Genomic DNA, 21642 nt, shown 5'->3' with positions numbered 1-21642 from the left:
TTACGCGACAGCCTTCACCGCCTGCTGCGCGCCAAAAAACGTCGCCTGCGCCGCTTCGTCCGCGCGTGCATACGCGCGGTTGACCCCGCTGATCACCGCGCGGATCGACGCGGTCGTCAGGTTCGCGTCGATGCCGACGCCGAACGCGCTGCCGCGCACGCCCGTGCCGGCCAGTTCCGCGATCGCGATCGCCTTCGCGTCGGCGCCTTGCGACAGCGCGCGTTCCTCGTAGTGCTGGATGCGCAGCGGCGTACGCAGCGCGTGCATCAGCGCGTCGAGCGGGCCGTTGCCTTCACCGCGCAGCACGCGGCGCTCGCCGTGCACGTCGGCGGTCAGCACGATCGTCTCGCGGCCGTCGCGCTCGCTCAGCTCATGACCGACATAACGCAGCGGCGCATCGCCTTCCACGTATTCCTGCTGGAACAGCGACCAGATCTGCGCGCTCGTCACCTCGAGCCCGCTGTCGTCGGTCAGGCGCTGCACGGCCGCGCTGAAGTCGACCTGCAGGCGGCGCGGCAGCGCGACGCCATAACTCTGCTCGAGCAGGTACGCGATACCGCCCTTGCCCGACTGGCTGTTCACGCGAATGATCGAGTCGTACGTGCGGCCGACATCGCTCGGATCGATCGGCAGGTACGGCATTTCCCATACGGCGTCGGGTTTCTGTACCGCGAAGCCCTTCTTGATCGCGTCCTGATGCGAGCCGGAGAACGCGGTGAACACGAGGTCGCCGACATACGGATGGCGCGGGTGGATCGGCAACTGGGTGCATTCCTCGGACGTGCGCGCGACTTCGTTGATCTGCGAGAAATCGAGGCCCGGATCGACGCCCTGCGAGTAGAGGTTCAGCGCGAGCGTGACGAGATCGACGTTACCGGTGCGCTCGCCGTTGCCGAACAGGCAGCCTTCGATCCGGTCCGCGCCGGCCATCACCGCGAGCTCGGCCGCCGCGACCGCGGTGCCGCGGTCGTTGTGCGGATGCACGGACACGATCAGCGCATCGCGGCGCGCGAGGTTGCGGTGCATCCATTCGATCTGGTCCGCGTAGAAGTTCGGCGTGCCGACTTCGACCGTGGCGGGCAGGTTCACGATCGCCTTGTGCTCCGGCGTCGGCTGCCAGACGTCGAACACGGCGTCGCAGACTTCCTTCGCGAAATCCAGCTCGGTCGCCGTGAAGGTTTCCGGGCTGTATTGCAGCGTGAAATGCGTGTCGGTCGCGGCGTCGGCGAAGCGCTTGATCGTGCGCGCCGCGTTCACCGCGAGTGCCTTCACGCCGTCGCGGTCGAGGCCGAACACGATCTTGCGGAATTCCGGCGCGGTCGCGTTGTACAGGTGCACGATCGCGCGCTTCGCGCCGCGCAGCGAGTCGAAGGTACGCTCGATCAGGTCGTCGCGGGCCTGCGTGAGCACCTCGATCGTCACGTCGTCGGGAATGTGGCCGCCTTCGATCAGTTCGCGCACGAAGTTGAAGTCGGTCTCCGACGCCGACGGAAACGCGACCTCGATCTCCTTGAAGCCGATCGCGACCAGCATCTTGAACATCCGCATCTTGCGCGCCGCGTCCATCGGCTCGAACAGCGACTGGTTGCCGTCGCGCAGGTCGGTGCTCATCCAGATCGGCGCTTGCGTGATCGTGCGCGTCGGCCACATGCGGTTCGGCAGGTTGACGGGCGTGAACGGTCGGTACTTCGTCGCGGGGTTCTTCAGCATCATGATGTTCGGTCCTCGGTCGGTTGGTCGGGAAACCGCGGCGCGATGGCCATCAGTCGTGGTGGCAGGCTGCGCGCACAGCGGTGAAAACGGTGGAAAGCGGCACAACGGCAAAGCGGTACGGCGAACGACAGCCTTGGCGGTTGAGCGACCGGGACGGAGCGGAACGATTCGGAAGAAAGACGAACTCAGGCGCCGGTCGACAACCGGGGCCAGGTCGGTGATGCGGGGGAAATCTGGCGCTTCAGGAAAGAAGCAGATGGAAAGCGCGCAGCCGCAGACCCAGCCCGGAGAAACGGGCTAGTAGTCGTAGCGAGAAGAGGGGCTGGGCGGCTTGCATGGCCGGAATCAAATCACAGGGTGACGGGGGCTGTCAACGGGCCTGGCGCAAATGGCGCCGAATTTGATCGCTCAGAATCGGTCGTGTCCGATAGGCATCGCGCAGCCCCGTCGATATGCTTCATGGGTGCGGCGCCGGTGGGGCCCTGTTCGCGTTCGGAGTGAGTGGGTCAATCCACTTCGCCGGTTGCCGCACCCCATTTCCGTTGCGATCGGGTTTCGGCGCAGGCGTTCGGTGGTGGCCGGTGGGCGCGGCCATGACCGAGATGCTGATGTTGAAACGAACGCTGCCAAATGCGAACACCGAACGTCCGCGCCCAAGCCCGCTTGCTGTCGCCTCACCTGCCACCCCCGCCTCCCCTGCCCCGCCGGCGCAATCACGCATCGTTCAGAAAAGCGATATACACGCCGATATAGTTCCCGAATATTTCCAAATAACACCAATTAAACACGCTTCATTAAATCGATTAACCCTGGTTTTCGATTTACTGAACAATAGCCATTCCTCGTCGAATATTTTATGATTTATTTTTCGGCATGCTCGATGCGTCGCATTTCAAACGGCAAACGTTTGTGCGACATGGCTCCAAGCCTTACCCATCATTCCTCAGGAGGAAAGCATGGCCGATTCTCAAACGTCTTCCAATCGCGCCGGCGAGTTTTCGATTCCGCCGAATACCGATTTCCGCGCGATTTTCTTCGCGAATGCCGCCGAGCAGCAACACATCAAGCTGTTCATCGGCGACAGCCAGGAACCCGCCGCATATCACAAGCTGACGACGCGCGACGGCCCGCGTGAAGCGACGCTGAATTCCGGCAACGGCAAGATCCGCTTCGAAGTGTCGGTGAACGGCAAGCCGTCAGCCACCGACGCGCGCCTCGCGCCGATCAACGGCAAGAAATCGGACGGCTCGCCGTACACGGTCAACTTCGGGATCGTCGTGTCGGAAGACGGCCACGACAGCGACTACAACGACGGCATCGTCGTGCTCCAGTGGCCGATCGGCTGACCTGACGCACGGCCGACGACCGACCACCGCCGGCCGCCTCCGGGCCGGCCGGCGGTCGGGCACCGCATTCAGCGGCACCTCGCGCCGCACTCCACGAAAACCCGCCCAACCAACGGAGACATCCATGCCCCTCCTTTCGGCTTCGATCGTCAGTGCCCCCGTGGCGACCTCGGAGACCTACGTCGACATCCCGGGCCTGTACATCGACATCGCCAAGGCAGAGATTCGGAACGGGAAACTGCAGGTCATCCTCAACGTGCCGACGCCGTACGCGACCGGCAACAACTTCCCCGGCATCTATTTCGCGATCGCGACCAACAAGGGTGTCGTCGCGGACGGCTGCTTCACCTATTCGTCGAAGGTGCCCGAAAGCACCGGGCGCATGCCGTTCACGCTCGTCGCGACGATCGACGTCGGCACCGGCGTCACGTTCGTGAAGGGCCAGTGGAAAAGCGTGCGCGGCAGCGCGATGCATATCGACTCGTACGCGAGCCTGTCCGCGATCGGGGAAACGGCTGCATCGTCGTCGCCCGCCGGCGGCGGCAACGAAACCGGTGCGGAGGGCGGCAGCGGTGCCGGCGGCATCGGCGGCGGCGAGCGCGACGGCACGTTCAACCTGCCGCCGAACATCAAGTTCGGCGTCACCGCGCTCACCAACGCGGCGAACGACCAGACGATCGACATCTACGTCGACGACAACCCGAACCCGGCCGCCACGTTCAAGGGTGCCGGCGCGCAGGACCAGAACCTCGGCACCAAGGTGCTCGACTCCGGCAAGGGACGCGTGCGCGTGATCGTGATGGCGAACGGCAAGCCGTCGCGGCTCGGCTCTCGGCAGGTCGATATCTTCAAGAAGTCGTATTTCGGGATCGTCGGCTCGGAAGACGGCGCCGACGACGACTACAACGACGGCATCGTGTTCCTGAACTGGCCGCTGGGCTGAGTAGCACCGCCCTGCCTGCCGTCGCCACGCCGCCCGGCGTGGCGATCCGTTCCAGTGCGTCAGCCGGCGCACTCCCCGCCCGCGCCGCAAGAACGATCAAGTGCCCCCGGCGCCGATACCATACAGTCCGACCGACACCCTCATTGGCACGCCATGAACCCGGTAGGAAAAGCTCTCTGGTTGATCGAAACCGAACTGGACAGGGAACTGACGCTCGACAGGATCTCCACCGGTTGCGACATGTCGCGCTTCGGCTTCTCGCGCCTGTTCTCGATGAATACCGGCTGGCCGGTGATGCGCTATGTGCGGTCGAGGCGGCTCACGCGCGCGGCACGTGCGCTGGCGCAAGGCGCGCCGGACATCCTGCACGTGGCGCTCGATGCCGGCTATGGCTCCCATGAGGCGTTCACGCGCGCCTTCCGCGATCTCTTCGGCGTCACGCCCGAGGACGTGCGGGCACGGCGCACCCTCGACGGATTGTCTCTTGTGGAGCCGCTGCGCATGAAAGAACCGAAGATCATCGACGTGAGGCCGTCGCGCTTCGAAACCGCCGGCAAGCGGTTGATCGCGGGCATGAGCGACCGCTATACGTTTGACAGCAACGAAGGGATTCCGGCGCTCTGGCAAGCGTTCATCCCATACATCGGTACCCTTCCCGGCCAGATCGGCGACGTGACGTACGGCGTGTGCTGCAACCCCGATGCGGACGGCAGCTTCGAATACATCGCGGGCGTGGAAGTCACGAGCCGCGACCGGCTGCCCGCACCGTTTCGCTGGGTCGAACTGGCGCCACAGCGGTACGCGGTGTTCGAACACGCCGGGCATATCTCGACGTTGCACCAGACCTTCTACAGCATCTGGAACGGCTGGCTGCCGACGTCGGGATTCAAGGCGGTGGACGCTCCCGAGTTCGAACGCTACAGCGGCGACTACGATCCGGTGACGGGCGCCGGCGTGCTGGAGATCTGGTTGCCGGTCGAACCTGTGGCGTCAACGTGAACGAACGTGACAACCCATCGGACCACGCTGATTCTGCAGCCAACGTGTTCGACCAGGATGTGTCCACACGATGAACCGGACGGGTTGCCGTTTCTCGAGGTGCGCGATTCACAGCCAGGGTCGTGGCCGCGTATGCGGTCTCCCGACAAAGTTCATTTGCGAAATCAGCGCCTGACATGTGCAACTCGTCGTTGGGTGTTTCCTGCGTCTTCCTGACGAAGAAATGCAGGACGACGAGTTCATCTCCCACCCGGATGCAATGGAACACACGCCCGATGCCTTCACGGCCTCGCGGGCGCAATTCGAGCAATCCTTCCCCCATCGCGCGAATACGGCATCCGCAGATCCGCACCATGTTCTTCCATCGTCTCGACGCGCTACGTGCACTTGACCCTCCGCATGTATTGCGACTCCTGCGACAAAGCGACATGCCCGCTGCCGGCCACGAGCCCCGATCGGGTACCTCTCGTCAGGCTGGGTGAACCGGGTACCCGGCTGCCGTTTGTCAATTCGTCTTCTAGACGCTTCCTTCAGCCTCCAAGGCGACGTCGTTGCGATTCGTAAGCTAACCGAACTATCCAGTTCCTACGTTGCACGTCCGCGGGGTCAACCATCGTGCGACGGGGAAAGCGTCGTCATCGCAACTGGCTGCAGCCAGGCGGCAGACGCGAGCTGCGTGCGCGCATCGAGCGCCACCTGGTTGAACGCCACGCGCCGCTCGCCCGTCAGCTTCGCCGCGTCGCCCGCCTGTACGAGCGCGACCGGGTCGACGAGACGGTCATGCCTGCGCACCTCGAAATGCAGATGCGGCCCCGTGGCCGTCCCGGTGCTGCCGACCGCGCCAACACGCTCGCCGCGCGCGACCCGCATGCCGGTTCGCAGTGTCGGCTCGAACGCCGACAGATGCGCGTAGTACGACGCATAGCCGCCGTCATGGCGAATCACCACGTACTTGCCATAGCCGCGCGGCTCGGTGCCGATGAACGTCACGACCCCACGTTCCGACGCATGAACCGCGCGCCCGGCCGGTGCCGCGAGATCGACGCCGGAATGCACATGACGCACGCCGGTCACCGGATGCACGCGCGCCCCGAAATGCGAGCTGATCCGCGTGGCGTTGACCGGCATCGCAAACCGCGAACCGGCGAGCGGCACGCCGTCGAAGTCGTAATAGCCCCCCGACGCGCCGTCAGCGGGCGCAAACCACACGCCCGCGACGTACTGGCCGCGGAAGCGGAGTTCGAGTGCCGTCACGCGCGTGCCGCCCGGCTGCATCGCGCTGTCGTCGGGTTCATATGCGACGCGGAAGGTGTCGCCGAGTGCGCCGTGCTGTTTCAGGTCGATGCGCCCGGCGACCAAGCGGATGACCTGCGCGGCAACGCCGGCCGGCAGATCGGCGCGCGCCAGCGACGCCCGCAGGTTGCCGACGATCGCGCCGCTACGCGCACCGCGCTCGGCCTCTTCGAGCACGAACGGTTCAGCGGCGGCGAGATCGACGGGACGCCGTTCGTACGCGGCCCGTTCACCCATCGCGGGCAACGCCGATGCAAGACCGTAATCGAACCTCGACGCGTACGCGCGCTCGACCGCACCGCGCGCCGCGTCGCACAGTACGCGGTAGGCCACACAGGCACCGAAGCGCGCAACGGCGCCGTCGCGTTCATGCTCGCTCGGCACGGTCAACGCAGGCGCCGCATAGGCCACGTCGAGCGGCGCTGCCGACGACGCGTGCAAGCCGCCCCACGTCGTTCGCGCGGCATTGAAAAAGGGCACGTCGACAAGGTCGGCCGTCACGGACGGGAACGGCGCGGTGTCGTTGGACACATGCGCCGGCGCGCCCGGTGCACCCGCCACACAGGCGGCCGCGACGACACCGCGCAGCAGCGCGCGGCGCATCGGGAAACCGCAAGCGCCGCGGAGCGCGGGTAGACCTTGTTCGCGTGCGAGACGGAAACGCAGGTCTAACCGCATGACGTCGTCACTCGCTGTCTGTCAATGAAAAATCGGGAAAGAACCGGGTATCGCGGAGGAACGATCGTCGCGACCCGGCAACGTGAAGACGAGTGTATCGGCGCGATCAAAACAGCTGAATAGGACACGTCTTATTTACAGGAAAAGCCGTTTCGTACTAAATCGAAATCGCGATGTCGCGCGCCGGCGGCACGGCTGTGCGGCATTCGACCCCACCCATGCGGGCGAACCATCGTGCCGCAGGGACAGTCGAACGCTGCCGGCGCGTGAACGCGAGCGTGCCCGACCACGGCACGCTCGCGTCGCATCGCACACTGCTCCCCAACCCGGAATCCCTTCATGTTTCTCGACCAACTACATCCGGAACGCTGGACGTTCCTGTGGAACGCGTTGTCCACCCTCTCCCTCAAGCTGTCCGCCGGCCTGGCGTTGCTCGTCGTCGGCTGGTGGCTGTCGAAACGCATCGGCAACTGGCTGAACCGTCTACTCTCGAACAAGGAGCGCGTCGACGACACGCTGCGGCCGATCCTCTGCGACGTCGCCGTGTGGGGCATCCGCATCGTCGCGATCGTCGGCGCGCTGTCGCAGCTCGGCATCGAGACCGCGAGCATCGTCGCGGTGCTCGGCGCCGCAGGCCTCGCGATCGGGCTCGCGCTGCAAGGCACGATGCAGAACATCGCGGCCGGCATCATGCTCCTGCTGCTGCGGCCGTTCAAGGTCGGCGACTATATCGACGGCGGCACGGGTGTCGCGGGCACCGTCGACGAGGTCGGGCTCTTCATGACGCGGCTGACGAAACCGGACGGCATCTGCGAATACGTGCCGAACAGCGCGCTGTGGGGCAGCTCGATTCGCAACTACACGCGCAATCCGACACGCCGCCTCGATCTCGAAGTGGAAGTATCGGTACACGACGACATCGACCGTGCGCTCGATGCGCTGCGCAAGCTGGCGCTCGCCGATCCCGACGTGCTCCGCGAGCCGGAACCGGACGTGATGGTGATGCGGTTCGACGACAGCACGGCGGTCGCGAACATGCGCGTGTGGACGCACACCGACAAGTTCTGGGCGATGCGCTGGCGCCTCGCGCGCCAGGTGCGCAAGACGCTTGCCGATGCGGATTGCGTGCTGCCGATCCGCGCACGCGAGCTGCACATCGTGCACGACGCGGAGCGCCGCGCCGACAGCACGCGAGTGCGCGCGCTGTAAACGGCGAGGGCCGCGAAGCCTGTCCCGCTTCGCGGCCCCCGCGACATCAGGCGCGACATCAACGCAACATCACCGCCGCGTCACATCTTCACGATATCGAGCAGCGCCTTCTTGCCGCTCTTGTACGTGAACACCGAGATCGCGCCGTGCTTCAGGTCGCCCTGCGGCGTGAAGCTCGTTTCGCCGATCACGCCGCGATAGTCGGTGGCCGGCATCGCGGCCAGCACCTTCGCCGGATCGGTGGAGTTCGCGCGTTTCATCGCGTCGACGATGATGTGGACGGCGTCGTACGAGAACGGCGCATACACCTGCATCGGCTGGTGGTAACGCGCCTCGTAGCGTTTCGCGAACGCCGCGCCGCCGGGCATCTTCTCGAGCGCGATCCCGGCTTCGGAGCACACGACGTTGTCGGAGGCCGGGCCCGCAAGCTTCGGCAGGTCGGTCGAGCACACGCCGTCGCCGGCGAGGATCTTCGCGCGCATGCCGAGCTGGCGTGCCTGCTTCGCGAGCGGGCCGCCCGTCGCGTCCATTCCGCCGTACATGATCGCGTCCGGGTTCGTGCCCTTGATCTTCGTGAGGATCGCGCGGAAGTCGATCGCCTTGTCGTTGGTCGCGTCGCGCGACACGACCTTCATGCCGGCCGCCTTCGCGGCCTTCTCGAACTCGGTCGCGAGGCCCTGCCCGTACGCGGTCGCATCGTCGACCACGGCCACCGTCCTGATGCCCATGTTCTTCGCCGCATACATCGCGAGCGCGGGCCCCTGCTGCGCGTCGGTCGCGACGACGCGATAGGTCGTCTTGAAGCCCTGCTGCGTGTACGTCGGATTGGTCGCGGCCTGCGAGATCTGCACGACGCCGCCGTCGCGATAGACGCGCGACGCCGGAATCGACGTGCCCGAGTTGTGATGGCCGACGACACCGATCACCTTGTCGTCGACGAGCCGCTGCGCGACCTGCGTCGCGGTGCGCGGATCGCCCGCGTCGTCCTGCGCGTCGAGCTGCAGCGTGACCTTCTTGCCGCCGATCACGAGCCCCTTCGCATTGATTTCCTCGACCGCGAGGCGCGCGCCGTTCTCGCTGTCCTTGCCGAGATGCGCGATCGCGCCGGTCAGCGGCGCGACGTGGCCGATGCGCACGATCTCGTCCGCGTGCGCGGGCAATACGGACAGCGCGCACGTCAGTGCGGCCGCGCTGGCGAGTACCGTCTTGTGATGTCGATTCATGGTTGTCTCCGTCCTTGTCGCGCTTCGTTCGTGTTCAGATCCGTCGTTCGTCGAAGTCATCCCGCACGCTCACGCGCGCCCTTCGAATCCCAGCAATACGTTCACCGCGTTGATGCCGATCTCGTCGACCATGTAGCCGCCTTCCATCACGAACAGCGTCGGCAGGTTCAGGCGCGCGAGCGCCGCGCCGATGCGCAGGTAGTCGGGCGAGCGCAGCCGGAAATGGCTGATCGGGTCGTGCTCGAAGGTATCGACGCCGAGCGAGACGACGAGCGCGTCGGGCGCATGCGCGGCGATCGCGGTTGCCGCCTGGTCGAGCGCCGCCGAATAGGTGTCCCACAGCGTGCCCTTCGGCAGCGGCAGGTTCAGGTTGAAGCCTTCGCCCGCGCCGATGCCACGCTCCTCCGCGTAGCCGGAGAAGTACGGGTACGACACCGGCGCCTCGCCGTGGATCGACGCGAACAGCACGTCCGCACGGTCGTAGAAGATGTCCTGCGTGCCGTTGCCGTGATGGAAATCGACGTCGAGCACCGCGACGCGCGCGGCGCCCTGCGCGATGCAGTGCTGCGCGGCGATCGCCGCGTTGTTCAGGTAGCAATAACCGCCCATGTACTCGCGGCCCGCGTGATGGCCGGGCGGGCGGCACAGCGCGAACGCCGCGCGCGCCGCGCCGCTCGACAGCAGGTCGGCGCCGGTGAGCGCCGAGTTCGCGCTCGCGCTCACGGCGTCCCACGTGCCGGCGTTGATCGGTGCGCCGGCGTCCATCGCGTAGAAGCCGAGCTTGCCGTCGATGAACGTGGGCGGCGTCGCGGCGGCCGGCATCGCGCGCACCGGCCACACGAGCGGCAGCGCCTGGCAGGTGCGGCCCGTCGCGGCCCACTCGTCCCACGCGCCGGCGAGGAAATCGACGTAGCGCGCGCTGTGCGCGGCCGCGTAGTGCGCGCGGTCGAACGGTTTCGGCGCGATGACGTCGCCCAGTCCTGCGGCACGCACCTGCGCGAGCACCGTCTCGGCGCGAAGGGGGTTTTCGAACGAATCGGTGATCGCGCCGTCCTTCAGTTCGACGCCGCGATGCAACTGGTGATCGCTGCTGTAGACCGTGAGCATGGTTGACTGTTGCGGTGAGGGTGGCAACAGTTTATTGACCACCAGCGGCAATAACTTTGCTTTCGACGCGCGCCTTTCATACAATTTTGAGAAAACCGCCTACGGAATCCCGGAAATGAGCAAAATTCGCGCTTCGGTTGAACTGGATGGCGTGGACCGCGCCATGCTCCGCCTGCTGCAGGACGACGGCGCGCTGTCGAACGCGACGCTCGGCGAGAAGCTGTCGCTGAGCGTCACGCCCTGCTGGCGCCGCCGCAAGCGGCTCGAGGACGAAGGCGTCATCACCGGCTACCAGGCGAATCTCGACCGGCGCGCGCTCGGCATGAACGTGTTCGCGTTCGTGCAGGTGACGTTCAACATGCATTCCGACCAGGATTCCGATCACTTCGAGGAGGTGATGCGACGGCACGACGAAGTGACGTCGTGCCACAAGATCACCGGCGCGGCCGACTACATCCTGCAGGTCGTCGCGGCCGATCTCGATGCGTACGCCGAATTCGTCGAGCGCGTACTGCGCAAGCAGGCCGGGGTTTCGTCGATCCAGTCGAGCCTCGCGTTGCGCGAAGTGAAGTTCTCGTCGCGCGTGCCGGTGCCGGGCGCCTGAACGACGCGGCGAACGCAGGGGCCGTCAGCCGATTATCCGAATACTCATCCCATGGAGCACCACCCATGAAGCGTTTCGTCCCTTCCCTGTCGCTGGCCGCCACGCTGGCCTGCGCGTTCGCCCTGAGCGCCTGTGCCGCACCATCCACGCCGCCGGCCCAATCGTCGGCACCGCCCGCACCGCCGATGGTCGGCAGCGATCGCGACGCGCACGGCTGCATCGGCTCGGCCGGCTATTCGTGGTGCGAAACGACCCAACGATGCGAGCGCCCGTGGGAACTCGCGAAGCAGAAGGGTTTCGCGAATTCGACGCAAGCGTACGACCAGTTCTGCCGGAACGCTGCCGCCAGGTAAAGTGACGTGACGTCGCGCGATCGTGTCGCGGCACGCTGCCGCGACACGACGAGACACAAGCAAGACGCTCCCGAAAAACCGTCGCGATCCCGCGCAGTTATCCACACGTTTCCCGGTTCCGCCGACCGTCATTCCGGAAACCCGGACACGCAAAAAACCCCACGAAAACAACGGTATTTTTCGTTTGTGACACAGCAAACGAGTTCGGTTACATTACGCGCCCCTTGCCACCCCGCCCCCCGCAAAACGCGTCGCGCGCGGCCTCTTTCCACGCAGCCTGAAGCGCCTTCCGCCCAGGCTTGCCGCAAGGGCCCGGGCGCGTCGTGCGCCACTGTGACGCAGGCGCTTGCCTGCCCGCGGGAAGCCGATCCGAAGGTGTCCTTCCCGATGGTTTCGCGTGCGCAAATGCAACGCGGCGCGGTGTCGATCCGGAATTCCGGATTCGCGATCCGGATCTCCGGATCGACGTTTCACCGCGGTCGACACGCGCGCCGGGCGGCTTGGCAAACCGATGCATCCAAGTTGAAAAAGGGATCTGCTGTGATCAAAACGTTACGGGTAATACTGTCGGCGCTCGCGCTGTGCGTCGCCGCGTCGTCCGCGCATGCCGCCGATACGAAGAAGGTCGACGTCCTGCTGGTGGGCGGCGGCATCATGAGCTCGACGCTCGGCGTCTGGCTGCACGAGCTCCAACCTGACTGGTCGATGACGATGGTCGAGCGCCTCGACGGCGTCGCGCTGGAAAGCTCGAACGGCTGGAACAACGCCGGCACCGGCCACTCCGCGCTCGCCGAACTCAACTACACGCCGGAGAAGGCGGACGGCAAGGTCGACATCTCGAAGGCCATCGAGATCAACGAGTCGTTCCAGATCTCGCGCCAGTTCTGGGCGTGGCAGGTCAAGCAGGGCGTGCTGAAGAACCCGCACTCGTTCATCAACTCGACGCCGCACATGAGCTTCGTGTGGGGCGACGACAACGTCCGCTTCCTGAAGAAGCGCTACGAGGCGCTGCAGGCCAGCCCACTGTTCCGCGGCATGCAGTATTCGGAAGACTACGACCAGATCAAGCAGTGGGTGCCGCTGATGATGGAAGGCCGCGACCGCAACCAGAAGGTCGCGGCGACGTGGACGCCGATCGGCACCGACGTGAACTTCGGCGAGATCACGCGCCAGTTCGTCGGCTACCTGAAGACGCAGCCGAACTTCACGCTGTCGCTGTCGAGCGAAGTGCGCGAGATCACGCGCAATGCCGACGGCACGTGGCACGTGACGTGGGTCAAGCTGCACTCGGATGAACCGGCGCAGTCGGTCGACGCGAAGTTCGTGTTCATCGGCGCGGGCGGCGGTGCGCTGCATCTGCTGCAGGCGTCGGGCATCCCCGAGGCGAAGGACTACGGCGCGTTCCCGGTCGGCGGCTCGTTCCTCGTGACGGACAACCCCGAGGTCGTGAAGCAGCATCTCGCGAAGGCGTACGGCAAGGCGTCGGTCGGCTCGCCGCCGATGTCGGTGCCGCACCTCGACACGCGGATCATCGACGGCAAGAAGATCATCCTGTTCGGGCCGTTCGCGACGTTCTCGACGAAGTTCCTGAAGAACGGTTCGTACTTCGACCTGGCGAAGAGCACCAACCTGCACAACGTCGCGCCGATGATGCGCGTGGGCGTCGACGAATTCCCGCTGGTCCAGTACCTCGCCGGCCAGCTGATGCTGTCCGACGACGACCGTTTCAACGCGCTGAAGGAATACTTCCCGAACGCGAAGAAGGAAGACTGGCGCCTGTGGCAGGCCGGCCAGCGCGTGCAGATCATCAAGCGCGACCCAGTGAAGGGTGGCGTGCTGAAGCTCGGCACCGAGATCGTCAGCTCGCAGGACGGCAGCATCGCGGGCCTGCTCGGCGCGTCGCCGGGTGCGTCGACGGCCGCGCCGATCATGCTGAACCTGATGAAGAAGGTGTTCAAGGACAAGGTCGCGACGCCCGAGTGGCAGCAGAAGATCCGCCAGATCGTGCCGAGCTACGGCACGAAACTGAACGACAGCCCGGCGAAGGTCGTCGAGGAATGGACCTACACGAGCGACGTGCTGCAACTGGCGCCGCCGCCGAAGATCGACATGGCGACGCCGTCGCAGGCGACGGCCACGGCCCCGGCACGCCCCGCGAAGGCGTCGGCCGACATGGCGCTGTGATGCGCTGAGCGGCAACGCGTGATTTGAACGGCTATCCGCGAGGATGGCCGTTTTTACGTGCGCGGGCCGCGCCTCCTGCATGATGGTCCTTGCCGCAGGACTCCAGGACGTTGGCGAACGTGACCGACTCAGGCTCGATCAGTGCGAGGAAGGCTTCGCACTGCGGCGGCCCCCGCCAGCCGTCGCAGATGTCCCAAACAGACTGCTGGCTGGTAGCGAACAGAAGGTCGAGATAGGTGCCGTCTCGCAGCGTCACCAGATGACGCGACAGGAATCCCGGTTGATGCCGCAAGTTGCAGGTATCCGAATACGCCACTTTCCACGAAATGCATGGTATGCGAGATCGTGTCGTGGATCTGCACGACTTCGTGGCGTATAACCTGGCGCAGGTCATCGATTTGCACACGGCGGATCGCCGGGACATTCCCACTCATGTTGCCTGACTCCGAGACGAGTACCTGCTCGCCATCGGGACCTTCGAACAGGTAACTTCCGACTGATTTCAACAGCCGCTGTCACTCCACCTGCCATCCTGCTTCGCCCTCGACCAGAGCGCCGCCATGGCTCGTGGTATCGCCTTCGCGCGCCACCGGCTGGCCTTCGATCTCCGTGCCGGGCGAACCGGTTTGAATCTCCGCACCGCAACTGATGCGATCGCCGACGCGCGCGATTGCTCGGCCGTTAATGGCAGCGGACTCGGCGCCGCTGACAACGGTTCCGTCGCCGTGGATGGGACAGCTGTGTCGGTGACCGACGAGTACGACAGGTCGCATATCAAGCTCCTTATGGTTTGTACTACTTTTGAATATCCTGGCGCTTACTAGCGAGCAGGCGAAGACCACCGAAGATGCCGATCGCCAAGGCAGGTAACGAGGCCAGGGCGAGCTTCATAGTCACGACGGTGATGGTGAGACCGACGCAACTGACCACGATCAGCGCACCGAGCACCTTTGCTAGCCACGTGCCCTGGAAATGGCTCTGCTTGATCGGCACCGTCGGGTGGTGCGACCGCCACGTCGCCATGGCTGGGCCAAGCGCCGCCTGGAAGTCCTTGTAGCCGGGTGTCTTGCGGTTACCGAGCAAGGTGAGCGTTGGCTGCTCCCGGCGCGTGAGTCGGATCAGTCCGTCCAAGGTATACGCGGTGATACTGTCAAAGGGGACTGTTCCATAGCGCTTGAAGACCAATGAATCGGGTGTGATGTGCACCACGTCTTTGGCAGGCGGGTACACCACGTGGGCCAGGATCAACGGAGTGGCGATACAGACGACTATCAGCGCAGCGATGGCAAGAAGAGATACTTCGGTGAGCGATGGGAATAGCGCGAGCATCGCCACGACGAACAGGGGAGAAAAAAGCGCCGACAGCGGGGCGACCTGGTGCCACTTGGTGTAGATAACCACGTTAGGTAGGTCATTGACTCCGTTGATCGCCATTTCGAGGCCGGGGTTGTTCATGCAAGCGCACTCCAGAAAATATTTGATCGGCAGCTTCGAGACCGTTGGGGTGTGATGTTGTGTTTCCGGTCGTTCGATAGAGTGGATAATCGCGTCGCCTCACCTCGTGCAGCGCGTCGGCTCTCCCCCATTCAGTGCTTCCGAAGGTGGCGGTGCGCTGCGCACGTTGAACACATGGCACACCACGTATCAGCACAAGGCCGTGGGATGCGTTGGTCCTATCCGCGACCGGGAGCCAGACTGCCCCGGTCACTTCGTCGCAAATTTCGTCTCCACTGGCGATTGCCTCTGCGCCGCTCCCCAAAACGCGAAACTCCGAAAGATCTCGATCCTCGGCGTTTCACCGCCCTCAACCACGAATCAGTGCCGCACCGCCTCGCCCGCCCCCCGTCCGCGCATAAAACTCCTGCTGCGCGAACGCAACGCGCTCGCGGCTCGATCCCCCTTGCGAGAAACTTACTTGTCCACGAGAGAGCGGCCTCCGGCGCCCTAAGCCGGCTTGCCAAGGTGACCGTTTCCCAGACACGGTCTATACAGAGCCACAAGGAAGGCACCACATCCACGCGCATCCTGCAGGGTGAATAGAGAATCCTGAGTCCGTCGATTCACAGTTAGTCTTGCCTCGATTTAACGAACCAAAGAGTCGAGATAGGTTGTGCGCTCCACAGATTTCCGCGCTACACAATGATTCACTGTTGTCTCGTATGCCTGCGTGCCAGGTTCAATGTCGAACGCCTCAATGCGGCAGTCTTTTTCCGTGTGTATCACCCAATATTTGTGCGAGCTAGCCACTAGCTTCGAAAAGTCGACACCCAGGGCAGCGTCGTTGACATACTGCATCTGGATTCGATTAAGAAGGTTCTTATACGACAATGTCACCGCCCGTACCGCTCCTTCTCTTGCGCCCCTGGAACATTCGAATATCTCTTGGCTACTTTCTGCGCGTACGCAATTTGGCTCCGCTGCCTCTACCGCTCCGATCGACAGGAAGTAAAGCATGCACGTCCTAATGATAGCGCCGCGCCCACTGTCATTCATGATCATCGCCGATTTTTCCGTAAATATTCGGCCCGATGCCTTCCTGGCTCGTACTGACTGATGCCCGGGGTATTCTCGATGTATCGAATCAACTCATCAATGTCGTTCCTCATTCCCGCCTCCATTGGTTTGGATCCTTTGGTAAAACCTTGATAAACAAAGTCAACCAACACATCCCTTATAACGGGATGCAATTGCCCCCAAGCCACCTTATCAGGGAAGCCAGACGTCCAGTGATTGTAATTTGCGATCGCCCTGCTTACATAGTCCGGATAGATTAAATTGAACAATCTAATTTGCTGCTCCCAAGATATCTCACCAACATCATTTTTATTCGAAGAAACAAAATCCCGAGCCGCCGATCCCTTCAGTTTTGCCGCCAAGGATATTTTCTTTGCCTGCTCACCCGACATGTCTGATGAGGTCAAGTGATCGAATATCTCATGCTCATCGCGATTACCCATGTCATAGCCTCTGCCAAGAGTTACACCGGACAAGGCATTACCGGGCCAATGTATGACACGACTAAAATATTGCGAATCTTTGATGTCGTTACCTTCTGCATCAAACGTTAATTGGCCAGCTTTAATTACCGGCTGAGGGAGTAAAAAATTAGCCAAGAAACCCAAAGGACTCAGGTGAAACACAAAAGCTTCCGACGAAAAACCAGAAACTTCTCCGGCCACCGCATCCCACCACACCAATTGCGCGATACGCGCTTTCTCCGCCTCCCAAGCTGCCCTCGATGACGGGGGGATCAACTCATCGTAGGCATCCCATGCCTTCTTGTCTGCCTTCCATTCACTCGGATAGCGCAGGATCACACGCGACAGTTGGCGGATGGTGTCACGATCGCGCTGCGCCGCCTTCACTTCGGCCAAGGTGAGCTGGCCGTCGTGATTGGCATCGAGCAGCGCTCGCACTTCGCGCAGCGGCACGTCGAGGTCGGCGTCCTTCAATCCCAATCGGCCGCGCTGAAACTCCTCCATCTGCTTGAAGTCGGCAAAATAGCTGCCGTAGGCGGCCGTGGTTGGCTTGGACTCAATCAGTTTGAAGTCCACCCACTCATTCGGCGAGTGCCGGGAAACGCCTGCATGGCCCACTTCGCCTACCCAGCCGATGGCGGTGGTGCCACCGGTTTTCAGTTGCACCTGCCACCATGCGTTACCCGCTTCATCCAGGGCAAACACCTTGGGCAGCTCCGTGGGGATTTGTTTGTCCGGTCTCGATTGCTGCAACATGAGCCGCGACATGTGCTGCGGCTGCGCACCATTCTTGGGGCCGTTGGCTGCGAACGTCAGCGGAAAACTTTCCCACCCTTGCGCCAAGTCCGCTGTCAACAACTTGCCTCCTTGGACACTGACCAGCGCAGTGTATGCATCTTTGGTGATCCAGACCGGTGTTTGGCTGGCAGCCCCGACGAAAACCCCGCGGAAGCGCGTGGCTCCAGGTTGACCGACCGTCCCCTGCCGAGGCACGCGGACGATATCCGCCGCCGTGTACACGGCCCCATCGTTGAGACGGAACAGATTGGCCTCCTTGGCACCAGTCGGCAACTTGGCTTTGCGGTCGATCCACTGCATACCCCCCGTTGGCTTGACTTTGACGTACAGGGCATCGTCAGGCGGCGTACCGTCCAAGGCGACAATGGTATTCACCGGCAGCAAGCCGGCCTGCGGCGGCGCGAGTACCGGGTTATGCAATTGAGCATCTGGCGCCACCCGCAGCAGCGTTTTCTGCTGAGGCGTGGCCTTTGCCGCAGCAGCACGACTCTTTTCCAGAAATGCGCGCAGTTCCGGGCCGACGATGATCTCGTGATGCATCAGCTTGCGGCTCTGCTGCGGATCCTGTACTCGCCGATACTCACCCATGTGGCCCAACAGTTCGCCAGCTTTGACCGCCGGCGGGCTCACTGGCGTAACCACGACATCAAAGTCCTCCGGCGCCTGGCCTAGTGCTTCCAGCCAGCTCGTCGAGACCCATCCGTTATGCGCGGCGGCTGGCACCTCCGTCTGCGCAGTCGATGGCGGCACGATCGCTTTCTCGATCACGCGCTTGATCTTGACCCACTGTTTATCGCGCTGGAGCACCGTGAAGCGAGCACCGTGTGGCAGGTAACCAAGGACGGGGGAGTCTTTGGCAAACGAAGGTTTCGCGCGCACGCTCAGCCCGATGACTGGCTGATCGGTGGCCCCTTTCGGTACAGTTTGTTTTTCTTTGGCGGTTTCCTTGACACGACAGATCTTGGCCGGCCAGTACGCGGGACGCTTGACCACACTCCCCATGCGTTCGTAATCGCCAAACGAGCGCAAGTGCATTGCCAAGCAGAAGTACGTGAGCTTATTGCCGGTCGGGTATTCCAACGTGTGCCGAGTCAGGACAAACCCGGTACTAAAGGCGGCCGAGGTGGATTCGGCGGTCGTCGGCACATTGGCCGCCCCGGCGGAGGTGGGGTATTCGCGATTGATCCGATAGGCGACCACTTCGCCTTTGGTCATGGCGCCAATGCCCTCGTCGAGGGACAGCAGGTTGGCCATCGCCGACTCATAGTGAATGCCACTATGTACGCCCGATGGTCCGAACACGTAATAACCACCGCTGGCCATACCGAGCGCGCTGTAGTAAACATCGGCGTCGACCACGTCCTTTCCGGCCTTGTCCTTGAAGGGGTATTTGTAGTTAGCCATAAATGTCCGTGTGCTTAGGCATCGCCCGAGAAGGTCAGGTAGAAAGCGTCATCCGGCGAATCACCGAATACCGAGTCGCCAGATAGTGAGAGCACATTCCCTGCACCCTTACGATCCTGGACCATTGGGCCCTTCACGCGGATGGCGACGGCTTCGATCTCCACGCCGCAATCGTCCAGCGTAATCGTGCCGCCGGGGCCGCGCAGGCGGATGACCTCACCAGCTTGCAACTCGACGACCTTGGTGCGATACCGGATAGCCTGTCCCGCCTCCAGCTCAGCATGGCCTGCCACGCGCTGTTTCAGATGCCCACCGATATCGACCGTGTGATTGGCTGCGGTCTTGTCGCGACGATGGTTGCCGACTTCCTCCGTGCGGTCCTTGGCTGTGTGGATGGTGTGGTTTCGGCCGATGGTCAGGAAGTCGTCCTGCCCGATGTCGTGGCGTCGGTCCTGGCCGATGGTGACCTGCTCATCGCGCCCCACGGTCTCTTTGCGGTCATTGCCGATGGCAATGGTTTCGTCGTGCTCGACCTGCTCGCTGCGGTCGTTGCCCACGAAGGTGGTTTCGTCGTGATTGACGTGGATGTTCTGGTCCTTCTGCGCGTGGACGTAGATTTCCTCTTGATCCTTCTCGTCCTCGAAGCGCAGTTCGTTGTAGCCCTCGCCCTTGTGCGTCTGGCTCTTGATCGTCATCCGCGTCTTGTGTCGCGGTAGTTCGTACGGCGGCAACTGCCGCCGGTTGTATGCCCGCCCGATGATGAGAGGCTGGTCCGGATCGCCATCCAGGTTGACCACGATCACTTCCTGCCCGATGCGCGGGATCGCCATGTGGCCCCACGTCGCACCGGCCCAGTTCTGCGCGACCTGAATCCAGCACGAGCTGTGCTCGTCGTACTTGCCCTCGCGATCCCACGGGAACTGCACCTTCACCCGGCCGTACGCGTCGGTGTAGATCTCTTCGCCTTCCGGACCCACCACGGTCGCCGGCTGCGGACCGTCGATACACGGGCGCGGCAGCGGCTCGGCGCGCCACTCGGCATCGTCCGGCACCAGCACCGCTTCGTAGCGGTAGTGCGTGCCTTGCTGCGTGTCAGCACCCTCCTCCGCCTGGCTGGTGTATTGCACGCCGTGATGGACGATGCTGACCGGACGCCAGCCGCGGTTCATGTCCTCACGCGGGTGGCCGGTGAGATCGAAAGCGACTCCCGGTTGCAGGCGCGCATCATCACCGTTCACCCGCGCAATGCATGCGTCGCGGCGATGGCCGCGCAAGCGATCCTGCGTAAACGCCTTGCCACTGCCCTCGTGCTTGTAGCGGCCCGGATAGTCGTAGCGCGCGTAGCCGCGGCCCTGATGATCGAGGTCTGTGCCCTCGCGCGGGTACTCGTGCGGAAAGCGTGGGCTCTTGAAGGTGTAGTCGCGCTGCACCTGGCGCGCGGTACGTACGTTCTCGGTGTAGGCAAACTTGCGCAGGCACGGCGCGGGCTGATCACCACCGGGCGTCGGGTTGTACAGCACCGGTTCGCCCTGCTGCCGACCGTAGATAAACAGGCGGTCGCAGTGGATCAGGCGGTGGCCATCAGCCTTGTGCTGGAAGGCGTAGAAGAAGCCCTCCTCGCGCAAAATACGTTCGATGAAGTCGTAGTCGGTGTCGCCGGCCTGCACGCAATACTCGCGCGCCAAGTGCTCGGCGGTGACGCGCTGCTCGTAGTCCAGCGTCTGATTGTGTGCCTTGAGCACGGCCGTAGCGATCTCGGGCACGCTCAGGGTCTGGAAGATGCGCCAGTCGGAGGACAGCTTCAGGCGCGCCAGGCGCGGCTCGACCACGGCGGAATAGCGGGTGCGTCGAAATCCCGTCTCTCCCTGAACAAACGACGAAACGGCACCATGCACGTAGCGCACCGGCTGCCCACCCTGCCAAATCGTGAGCAGGCCGTTGCGGTCAAGCACCTCGCCAAAGTCGATGGCGGGATTCGTGCTGGCCAATTCCACCTGCAACAGGAAGGTCTCGGACAGGCCCTCGTGCAGGGTGAACTCGACGACCTCGAACGATTCGATGCCACCGGTGAAGGTAAAGCGCAGGTCAGACTGGGTGAAGCACAGGTCGGATTGCATGGGCATCGTGAGCTCTCTGCCACAACAAACCTATCGCGTCTTGCGTCGCCCGATAGATGGTGGCGAATGAATGGCAAACGCACAGGCCAGCGCGGAACTTTCGCCGAGTCGGCCGTCGCAGATGGACATCCATGAACTTCCTACCTTGACAGGCTGCACAACTGTCCTGGTCAGCGACATTGGAAAACAGAAGCGCCCCGGTGACTCGCATCAGTGATGCAACGCAGTCTCTCAGGAGAGTCGATGGTGTATGACAGCTCATGCTGGACGTCCGGCAGCGATAGTTATCTATTGCCACACTCGCGTCTATGGGACAAATTCGAAAACGGTTGCATTCGAAACTAAACCACGGCCAGTCGAATGAAAGGTCACAGACAAAGAACGGTGGCGAGACAAGTATCTGAACGGATTCGGGCAGAAGCGCCGCACGATCGCCAATTTCGTACCGCGTGGTCAATGCGAATCCGGCATCGGTCTCCGCCGAAAGCCAATGCCGGCACCCAGTGCATGCTGTTCTCGATGCGCCAACGCGCTCGCCGGCCTACACAACTCGCGCTGCGCCGGAACGCAGGTTCGACACGTGGTAACGCCGCACGCCGTCGCGAAACAGCCTGCGCCACCACGTATCCGCTAGAATTGCGCCACGCGCGTTCCTGTCCTGTGATCGCGCCCCGATCCATCACCATCCCGACG

At 63.3% G+C, this 21642-nt stretch carries 18 protein-coding genes; 8 read left to right on the top strand and 10 right to left on the bottom strand.

The features are described 5' to 3' along the window. Positions 1-1710, bottom strand: coding sequence for a 2-isopropylmalate synthase (gene leuA / locus AB3K92_RS08820; protein ID WP_042975707.1), 1710 nt, complete (start codon positions 1708-1710; stop codon positions 1-3). A gap of 596 nt (positions 1711-2306) precedes the next feature. Here leuA and AB3K92_RS08815 point away from each other — a divergent pair. The 4 genes from AB3K92_RS08815 (at position 2307) to AB3K92_RS08800 (ending at position 5001) form a co-directional block, all read left to right on the top strand. Continuing rightward, a complete protein-coding gene (locus AB3K92_RS08815; protein WP_369464839.1) occupies positions 2307-2573 on the top strand; it encodes a hypothetical protein in 267 nt (88 codons plus the stop codon). A gap of 96 nt (positions 2574-2669) precedes the next feature. Then, positions 2670-3059: a fucose-binding lectin II gene (locus AB3K92_RS08810; protein WP_021160613.1), complete on the top strand. Its 390-nt coding sequence runs from the start codon at positions 2670-2672 to the stop codon at positions 3057-3059. A gap of 124 nt (positions 3060-3183) precedes the next feature. Then, positions 3184-4002: a fucose-binding lectin II gene (locus AB3K92_RS08805; protein ID WP_124843561.1), complete on the top strand. Its 819-nt coding sequence runs from the start codon at positions 3184-3186 to the stop codon at positions 4000-4002. 153 nt (positions 4003-4155) lie between these two features. Beyond that, on the top strand, positions 4156-5001 hold the full coding sequence (locus tag AB3K92_RS08800) for an AraC family transcriptional regulator (protein WP_369464838.1): 846 nt from the start codon (positions 4156-4158) through the stop codon (positions 4999-5001). Here the strand turns inward: AB3K92_RS08800 and AB3K92_RS08795 are convergent. Continuing rightward, a complete protein-coding gene (locus AB3K92_RS08795; RefSeq protein WP_369465769.1) occupies positions 4889-5323 on the bottom strand; it encodes a type II toxin-antitoxin system RelE/ParE family toxin in 435 nt (144 codons plus the stop codon). The two genes, AB3K92_RS08800 and AB3K92_RS08795, sit on opposite strands and share 113 nt — an antisense overlap. Before the next feature lie 284 nt (positions 5324-5607). Continuing rightward, positions 5608-6972, bottom strand: a complete 1365-nt coding sequence (locus tag AB3K92_RS08790) for a M23 family metallopeptidase (protein ID WP_369464837.1) — start codon at positions 6970-6972, stop codon at positions 5608-5610. A 339-nt stretch (positions 6973-7311) separates the two neighbouring features. Here AB3K92_RS08790 and AB3K92_RS08785 point away from each other — a divergent pair, with 339 nt between their 5' ends. Further along, positions 7312-8181: a mechanosensitive ion channel family protein gene (locus AB3K92_RS08785; RefSeq protein ID WP_021160618.1), complete on the top strand. Its 870-nt coding sequence runs from the start codon at positions 7312-7314 to the stop codon at positions 8179-8181. An 80-nt stretch (positions 8182-8261) separates the two neighbouring features. Here AB3K92_RS08785 and AB3K92_RS08780 read toward each other — a convergent pair whose 3' ends face one another. Together AB3K92_RS08780 and AB3K92_RS08775 are read right to left on the bottom strand one after the other, a co-directional pair. Next, a complete protein-coding gene (locus tag AB3K92_RS08780) occupies positions 8262-9404 on the bottom strand; it encodes a branched-chain amino acid ABC transporter substrate-binding protein (protein WP_369464836.1) in 1143 nt (380 codons plus the stop codon). 69 nt (positions 9405-9473) lie between these two features. Then, positions 9474-10511: a histone deacetylase family protein gene (locus AB3K92_RS08775; protein ID WP_369464835.1), complete on the bottom strand. Its 1038-nt coding sequence runs from the start codon at positions 10509-10511 to the stop codon at positions 9474-9476. 115 nt (positions 10512-10626) lie between these two features. Here AB3K92_RS08775 and AB3K92_RS08770 point away from each other — a divergent pair, with 115 nt between their 5' ends. The 3 genes from AB3K92_RS08770 to mqo all read left to right on the top strand — a co-directional run bounded on the left by AB3K92_RS08770 (position 10627) and on the right by mqo (position 13652). Continuing rightward, positions 10627-11115, top strand: a complete 489-nt coding sequence (locus AB3K92_RS08770; protein WP_059489442.1) for an Lrp/AsnC family transcriptional regulator — start codon at positions 10627-10629, stop codon at positions 11113-11115. Between the two features lie 65 nt (positions 11116-11180). Continuing rightward, on the top strand, positions 11181-11468 hold the full coding sequence (locus AB3K92_RS08765) for a hypothetical protein (protein WP_059498326.1): 288 nt from the start codon (positions 11181-11183) through the stop codon (positions 11466-11468). A gap of 522 nt (positions 11469-11990) precedes the next feature. Beyond that, the gene (gene mqo, locus AB3K92_RS08760; RefSeq protein ID WP_369464834.1) at positions 11991-13652 is read left to right on the top strand and encodes a malate dehydrogenase (quinone); all 1662 of its coding nucleotides are present in this window, start codon (positions 11991-11993) and stop codon (positions 13650-13652) included. Positions 13653-13683: 31 nt separating this feature from the next. Here mqo and AB3K92_RS08755 read toward each other — a convergent pair whose 3' ends face one another. From AB3K92_RS08755 to AB3K92_RS08735, 5 genes are all read right to left on the bottom strand, one after another. Then, on the bottom strand, positions 13684-13944 hold the full coding sequence (locus AB3K92_RS08755; RefSeq protein ID WP_124469656.1) for a hypothetical protein: 261 nt from the start codon (positions 13942-13944) through the stop codon (positions 13684-13686). A 223-nt stretch (positions 13945-14167) separates the two neighbouring features. Continuing rightward, positions 14168-14425 carry a PAAR domain-containing protein gene (locus AB3K92_RS08750; protein WP_124469657.1) on the bottom strand — a complete coding sequence of 86 codons (258 nt, stop codon included), beginning with the start codon at positions 14423-14425 and terminating at the stop codon, positions 14168-14170. 22 nt (positions 14426-14447) lie between these two features. After that, positions 14448-15107: a hypothetical protein gene (locus AB3K92_RS08745; protein WP_224051545.1), complete on the bottom strand. Its 660-nt coding sequence runs from the start codon at positions 15105-15107 to the stop codon at positions 14448-14450. Positions 15108-16147: 1040 nt separating this feature from the next. Continuing rightward, the gene (locus AB3K92_RS08740; RefSeq protein ID WP_226281697.1) at positions 16148-18832 is read right to left on the bottom strand and encodes an SH3 domain-containing protein; all 2685 of its coding nucleotides are present in this window, start codon (positions 18830-18832) and stop codon (positions 16148-16150) included. Between the two features lie 14 nt (positions 18833-18846). Further along, the gene (locus AB3K92_RS08735; protein WP_369464833.1) at positions 18847-20949 is read right to left on the bottom strand and encodes a type VI secretion system Vgr family protein; all 2103 of its coding nucleotides are present in this window, start codon (positions 20947-20949) and stop codon (positions 18847-18849) included. Positions 20950-21642 lie beyond the last annotated feature (693 nt).

Source organism: Burkholderia sp. Bmkn7, assembly GCF_041103175.1.
In the GTDB taxonomy this organism is placed as follows: Bacteria; Pseudomonadota; Gammaproteobacteria; order Burkholderiales; family Burkholderiaceae; genus Burkholderia; species Burkholderia cepacia.
The sequence above is the reverse complement of the archived record's forward strand: the minus strand, read 5'-3'. Positions and strand labels throughout refer to the sequence as shown.